This window comes from Streptomyces sp. NPDC050315 (genome assembly GCF_040655775.1).
Lineage (GTDB): Bacteria > Actinomycetota > Actinomycetes > Streptomycetales > Streptomycetaceae > Streptomyces.
In genome coordinates, this window is the sequence record NZ_JBFAKN010000013.1 from 145,208 (window position 1) to 151,697 (window position 6,490).

The 6,490-nt window shown below is 74.0% G+C and carries 5 protein-coding genes; 2 read left to right on the top strand and 3 right to left on the bottom strand.

The features are described from left to right. Nucleotides 1–7: 7 nt before the first annotated feature. Complete coding sequence (locus AB0I82_RS34610) at nt 8–1,315, bottom strand: SGNH/GDSL hydrolase family protein (RefSeq protein WP_363261443.1); 1,308 nt, start codon at nt 1,313–1,315, stop codon at nt 8–10. A 260-nt stretch (nt 1,316–1,575) separates the two neighbouring features. Between AB0I82_RS34610 and AB0I82_RS34615 the strand changes: the two genes are divergently transcribed. Both AB0I82_RS34615 and AB0I82_RS34620 read left to right on the top strand, forming a co-directional pair. Beyond that, the gene (locus AB0I82_RS34615; protein ID WP_363261444.1) at nt 1,576–2,925 is read left to right on the top strand and encodes a DUF445 domain-containing protein; all 1,350 of its coding nucleotides are present in this window, start codon (nt 1,576–1,578) and stop codon (nt 2,923–2,925) included. Between the two features lie 95 nt (nt 2,926–3,020). Beyond that, the gene (locus AB0I82_RS34620) at nt 3,021–3,734 is read left to right on the top strand and encodes a class E sortase (protein ID WP_363261445.1); all 714 of its coding nucleotides are present in this window, start codon (nt 3,021–3,023) and stop codon (nt 3,732–3,734) included. Here the strand turns inward: AB0I82_RS34620 and AB0I82_RS34625 are convergent. Continuing rightward, entirely contained in the window at nt 3,731–4,744 is a 1,014-nt protein-coding gene (locus AB0I82_RS34625) for an SCO0930 family lipoprotein (protein WP_363261446.1), read from the bottom strand. The two genes, AB0I82_RS34620 and AB0I82_RS34625, sit on opposite strands and share 4 nt — an antisense overlap. A gap of 176 nt (nt 4,745–4,920) precedes the next feature. After that, a complete protein-coding gene (locus AB0I82_RS34630) occupies nt 4,921–6,324 on the bottom strand; it encodes an NADH-ubiquinone oxidoreductase-F iron-sulfur binding region domain-containing protein (RefSeq protein ID WP_363261447.1) in 1,404 nt (467 codons plus the stop codon). Nucleotides 6,325–6,490 lie beyond the last annotated feature (166 nt).

Genomic DNA, 6,490 nt, shown 5'->3' on the forward strand with positions numbered 1-6,490 from the left:
GCCGCGGCTACAGCGCCGCCGGTGCCGACCCCTTGAGGTGCTTGAGGTTCACCGAGCGGGCCATCGCCTTGTAGCCCTCGTCGCTGGGGTGCAGATGGTCACCGGAGTCGTACTTCGGCAGCAGCCGGTTCGGCTGGGCGGGGTCGCGCAGCGCCTTGTCGAAGTCGACCACGTTGTCGTACACGTTCCCGGCCCGGATCTGGGCGTTGACGGCCTGCCGGACCTGGTCCATCCGGACCGAGTAGCCGCGGTGGCCGTAGAACGGCGTGAGCGTGCCGCCGGTGACCCGCAGGCCGCGCGCGTGTGCCTGCTTGACGACCTTGCGCATGCCCGCGACCAGCTTCTCGGGGTCCCACTGGCGCGGCGTCTTGAACATGTCGTTCAGCCCGATCTCGACGATCACGGCCTGCACGCCGGAGCGGGAGAGCGCGTCGCGGTCCAGCCGGGTGAGCACGCTGGGGCCGTTGTTGGGGGAGTAGCGGCTGCCGTCGATCAGCAGGCGGTTGCCGCTGATGCCCTGGTTGAGGACGCCCAGGCGGGGCGCGCCGGGCTCCTCGCGCAGCCGCTCGGCCAGGAAGTCGGTCCAGCGGTGGTTGGCGCCCATCGTGGAGGTGATGCCGTCGGTGATGGAGTCGCCGATGACCACGACCGAGCCGGTGGCCTCGCGGCTGAAGACGTCCACGCCGGTGAGGTAGCGCCAGTACGGGCTCTGCTCGGTGTACGCCGTGCCCGCGTCGTCCGCGGCCCGGTCGCCGCGCGCCAGGTAGGAGGTCTGGCGGGCGTACGGGTGGTAGGTGACGGGGCCGGAGGGGGCCGGGGAGTACGTGGTGACCAGCAGGTCCGCGTCGTGCGGCACGTCCAGCCGGACAGGGTCGCTCGTTATCGCGCCGCCCGCCGGGATGACGACGGAGGTGCGGTCGCCGAAGGTGAGGCGGCGCATCGTGCCGGCCGTCGCGGTGGGGTTGTTCGGGGCCGCGGCCAGCGCGATCGTGGCGTGGGTGATCGCCAGCGGGCGGGTGCCGTAGAGGTTGGAGAGCTGGATACGGGCGCTGGAGCCGCCGACGCTGGTGTGGATCACGTTCCGTATCGACATGCCCGCGTACCCGTCCAGGGTGCCCGGCTCGGCGGCCGCCGCGGAGGCGGACCAGGTGCCGACCCACTGGCCGGAGACGGCGGGGTCCGCGGAGTTCGGATTGTGCGGCTCGCTGCCGGTGCCGCCGCCGTTGCCGCCGACCCCGACGAAGATCGCGGTCGAGACGAGGACCACCACTGCCGCCAGGCCGGCGAGCAGGGCGTAACCCACACTTTTGTTCATGCGGGGGCGTTCTCCTGGAGAAGGCGGAGCCACTGGCTCCGGATGGGCAAGGGCAGCGTCTGATCAGCGGCGCCGTCGCAGTCCGATCGATCCGTCATGATCCCATGTCGGCCGGTCCGGATGCCCGGCGGCTCCCTCCCGCCGGGCAGGCTGAGAGGCGTTGCGCTCGACCTGTGGGACGACGGGAACTCGTGGTTCGTTCCAGGAGCGGGACCGGGACTAGGTCACAGTTGGACATACACGGGGGACGGGGTGAACGGATGGAGCGGATGGAACGGACGAAGACGGACCTGGCCACCGGCGCGGAGGGAGCTCCCGCGGCCGGCACCGCGGCCGGCCCTGTGGCCGGTTTCACATTCAACGAGGCCGACGAGGAGAAGCGGCGCGGGGTGCGCCGCATGAAGACCCTCGCCACATGCCTGTTGCTGGCCGTCGCCGTGGTGTACGCGCTGGCGAAGTGGGCGGGCGCGGCCGGGGCCGGCGGCTGGACGGGCTATGTGGCGGCGGCCGCCGAGGCGGGCATGGTCGGCGCGCTCGCCGACTGGTTCGCGGTGACCGCGCTGTTCCGGCGGCCGCTCGGGCTGCCGATCCCGCACACCGCGATCATCCCGACGAAGAAGGACCAGCTCGGGCAGTCGCTCGGCGACTTCGTCGGGGAGAACTTCCTCTCCGGCGAGGTCGTACGGCAGCGGCTGCGCAAGGTCGGCATCGGCAGCCGGCTCGGCCACTGGCTCGCCGAGCCGGAGCACGCGGACCGGGTCACCGCCGAGCTGGCGACGGCGCTGCGCGGCGCGCTGACCGTGCTGCGCGACTCCGACGTACAGGCGGTGGTCGGCGAGGCGATCACCCGCCGCGCCGACGCGCAGGAGATCGCCCCCGGGCTCGGCACGATGCTGGAGAAGGTCGTCGCGGACGGCGGCCACACGCGCATGGTGGACCTGGTGTGCGCGCGGGCGCACGACTGGCTCGTCACGCACTCGGCGCCCGTCATGGCGGCGGTGGCCGGCGGCGCGCCCGGCTGGACGCCGCGCTTCGTGGACCGCAAGGTCGGCGACCGGGTCTACAAGGAACTGCTGCGCTTCGTGACGGAGATGCGGGACATGCCGGACCACCCCGCGCGCGGCGCGCTGGACCGCTTCCTGACCGACTTCGCGGGCGATCTGCAGAGAGATACGGACACCCGGGCGCGGGTGGAGCGGCTGAAGTCGGAGGTGCTGGGCCGCGGCGAGGTGCAGGACCTGATCGCGTCGGCGTGGGGCTCGGTGCGCGCGATGATGGTCGCGGCCGCCGAGGACGAGCGGAGCGAGCTGCGGCTGCGGGTGCGCGGCGCGCTGCTGTCCCTGGGCAAGCGGCTGGCCGCCGACGGCCGGCTGCAGAGCAAGGTCGACGGCTGGCTGGAGGGTGCGGCGGTGTACGTCGTCACGACGTACCGCGACGAGATCACGCTGCTGATCACGGACACGGTCGCGAGCTGGGACGCCGAGCACACCTCGAAGAAGATCGAGGCTCACATCGGCCGGGACCTGCAGTTCATCCGGATCAACGGCACGGTCGTGGGCGCGCTGGCGGGCCTGTGCATCTACACGCTGTCGCGGGCGCTGGGCGGCTGACGTGGCCGCTGGGGCGGCTGAAGCGAGTACTGGGTCGGGGCTGACGCGGCGTCAGCGCTCTGGTGATTACTGCCGCCAGGCCCTACCGTGCCCGCGTGCGGGAGCGGATACCGGTGCTGGTGCGACTGGTGTGGACGGCGGCGGAGCTGGCGGTGACCCTCGGCGCCGTCCTGGTCCTGCTCGTCGTCCACCAGCTGTGGTGGACCAACCAGGAGGCGCAGGCGGACGCGCGGCAGCGGGTGTCCCGGCTGGAGCACGAATGGCGGCAGCCCGCGCCGCGGCCCGCTCCCTCCGGGACCCCGAGCGCCACGCCGGGCCTGGGACCGACGGAGAGGCCGACGGAGAAAGCTCCGGCCCCGGACCCGGCGTACGCCGTCCTCCGCATCCCCCGCCTCGGCGTCACCGCGCCGGTCGCGGAGGGGATAGCCAAGGCGGGCGTGCTCGACAAGGGGTATGTGGGCCACTACCCGCGGACGGCGCAGCCCGGCCGCGCGGGGAACGTCGCGCTGGCCGGGCACCGCAACACCCACGGTGAGCCGTTCCGCCGCCTCGACCGGCTGCGGCCCGGCGACACCGTACGCCTCGACACCGCCGACGCGCGCTACACCTACGTCGTGGACCGGACGCTGCCGCAGACCACGCCCGGCGACGGGACGGTGCTGGCGCCGATCCCGTACAGCTCCGTCCACCCCGGCCACCGCTACACCGAGCCCGGGTACTACCTCACCCTGACGACCTGCACGCCGGAGTACACCTCGACGTACCGGCTGGTGGTCTGGGGACGGCTGGCGAAGGCCGAGCCGCGTTAGTACGAGCTGCCTTCCGCGGCCGACTTGCTGATCTTCTCGCCGTCCGGGCCGACCGCGAACCAGGTGCCCTTGACGCCCTGGCCATTGACGTCCCCGGCCTTCTTGTCCCCCTTGAAGAGGTACATCGGCCAGCAGTCCACGGCCAGTTGCTCGGTGCCGTCGGGGCGCTTGACGGTGGTGATCAGCTTGGCCGGCACCCCCTCGATCTTGCTCTTGTCGGCAGGTTTCGCGGGTTTCCAGGTGTCCAGGCAGGCGCCGGTGCAGGCGAACTTCATCGGCCAGGGGCTGTCCTTGGTGAAGCGGTACAGGGTGCGGCCCTTGCCGTCGACAATGATTTTTCCGAGCTGCGCGTTGTCCGCGACCGAAACGTCCGCCTTCGGTGCGGCGGGGGGCTTCTCCGGGGCCGCCTCGCCGGCCTTGCCGCCGTCCGCCGCCAGCGCGTGCCAGACGCCGCCGACGTCCTGGCCCTTGGTGTCACCGGGCGCGGTGTCCTTGGCGTACCGGTACACCGGCCAGCCGCCGAGCGTGAGCTGCTTGCCGCCGTCGGCGCGGGTGACCGAGCCGAGGTCGGCCGCGTTGATGCCGGTGGCGGCCTTGGCGTCGGCCGCGGGGACCGGCGGCCAGGTCGAGGCGCAGTCGCCCGCGCAGTTGGACTTCGGCGGCTTGGCGGTGTCCTTGTCGAAGCGGTACAGGGTCAGGCCCTGGCCGTCGGTGACGACCTTGCCGATTCCCGGCGCCTCCTTGAGGGCGAGGTTCTTGGCGGCCGCGCCCAGCCCGCCGGCCGCGGCGCCGCCGGCGGCGTCCTCGCCGTAACCGCCGCTCTTGTCAGCCCCCGCCCCGTAGCCGGAGCCGTTGTCGGAGGTGCCCTGGCCGGCGGGCTGGACCCGGTCGTCGGCGGCGGACGAGGCGTAGTCCTGGCCGCCGCAGGCGGTGGTCAGGGCGAGCACGGCGAGGGCGGTGAGCGCGATGCCCGCTTGGCGGCGGTTGGCCGAGGCGGCTCGGGTGTTCATGGGGATCTCCTTGGGTGGGGGCGGCGGAGGTGCCGTCGGGACGGGGATACGGACCGGGATACGGGAGGCGGGACGGCCCCCGTTCAACGCCTGCGAAAGTTGTCACTTCACGTCAAAAGGCGGTGTATGGCGGGCAGTTAGGAGGCGGAGGCGGATCGGCGTACGTCCGTACGGGATCAGCCGGCGGCGGGCCGGACGCGCAGGGCCAGCGCCGGGCAGCGGCGGACGGCGAGCCGGGCGCGGCGGCGCATACGGGCGGGCAGCGCCATGGCCGCCTGCTGCGGATAGCCGTCCGGGCCGAGCCGGACGACGCCGGGCGCGAGGTCGGCACAGAGGCCGTGGCCCCGGCAGAGCGTCCAGTCCACGACCAACTGCTCGGAGGGTGCGGCCACGGGGCTTTCCCCGGCGGGCGGTGCGGTGCTTCCGGGCAGCGGCAGGGCGCCCAGGACCGGGCGCCCGCAGCCGCCGCCGTACGCGTGCGCGGCGAACTCCTCGGGGAACGCGGCCAGTGCGGAGGCGACGAACCGGGCCGTGCCGTCGGGATGGCCGCACGCGCCGCGCCGCGCGACGGCCCGGGACCGGTCCCGTACGGCGGCCAGGGCGCGCTCACCGCCGCCGCGCACCACCGCCTCCAGCGCGTCGGCGAGCGCGGGCAGGCCCAGCACGCACGGGCCGCACTGGCCGGCCGACTCCCCGGCCAGCCAGCGCGCCACCGCGGCGGCTTCCCCGGCCGGGCAGGTGTCCTCGGGGAGCGGGAGCACGGCGCCCGCGCCCAGGACCGCGCCGTGCGCGGCGAGCGCGGCACGGTCGAGCGTGACGGTGCGCGCCGCGGCCGGGGAGAGGAACGTGCCGTGGTAGCCGCCGATCAGGACGCCCTGACCCGGGCCGGTGCCGCAGTACTCCAGTACGCGGGCGAGCGGCACGCCGGTGGGGGCCTCCAGGACGCGGGTGCCCGCGACGGTGAGCAGGAGGGTGCCGGGCTCGTCGGGCACGCCCACCCGGCGGTACGGGAGCGCGCCCAGCCGGGCGGCGACGGCGAGCTGGGCGTACGTCTCGGTGTTGGACAGCAGGGTGGGCAGGCCGCCCAGGCCGCGCTCGCTGGTGCGGATCTTTCGCCCGGAGGGCAGGCCGGGGCCGCCGTCGAGGGCGTCGGCCAGAGCCGAGCCCTCGCCGGTGACGAACCGCTCCGGCAGGCGGGTCACGCGTAATTCCACGGACAGCGGGCCGAGTTCGTGGATCGCCCGGCGCACCGAGTCCGCCACGTCGGGCCGGGTCACACCGACGGCGACCTGCTGCGCGCCGAGCGCCCGCGCGGCCAGCAGCGCGCCGTCCAGCACGAGGTGCGGGGCGTACAGGAGCAGCGCGGTGTCCTTGAGACAGCTCGGCTCGCCTTCTGTGCCGTTGACGACGACGGCTGAGCGGCCGTCTGTGCGGTGCCGCGCGGCCAGGACGGCCGTCAGCTTCCGCGCGACGGGGAAGCCGGCGCCGCCGCGGCCACGGAGGCCGACGTTGTCGGCGAGCGCGATGAGTTCGGTGGGAGAAAGCGGGGGCGGGGTGCCGTGCGTGGTCAGGTGCGCCACGCGGTCCAGTCGGGTGGCGCCACCGTGCGGTGCGGTTACGCCTGCGAGTAGCCGGGGCGGCCACGGGGGTGGGGGTGTGGCATCGATGCCGGGTGCGCCACCGTCGTGGCCGCTCGCGCAGTTCCCCGCGCCCCTTGATGGCGCCCTCACGGGCGCCCCTCAGGGG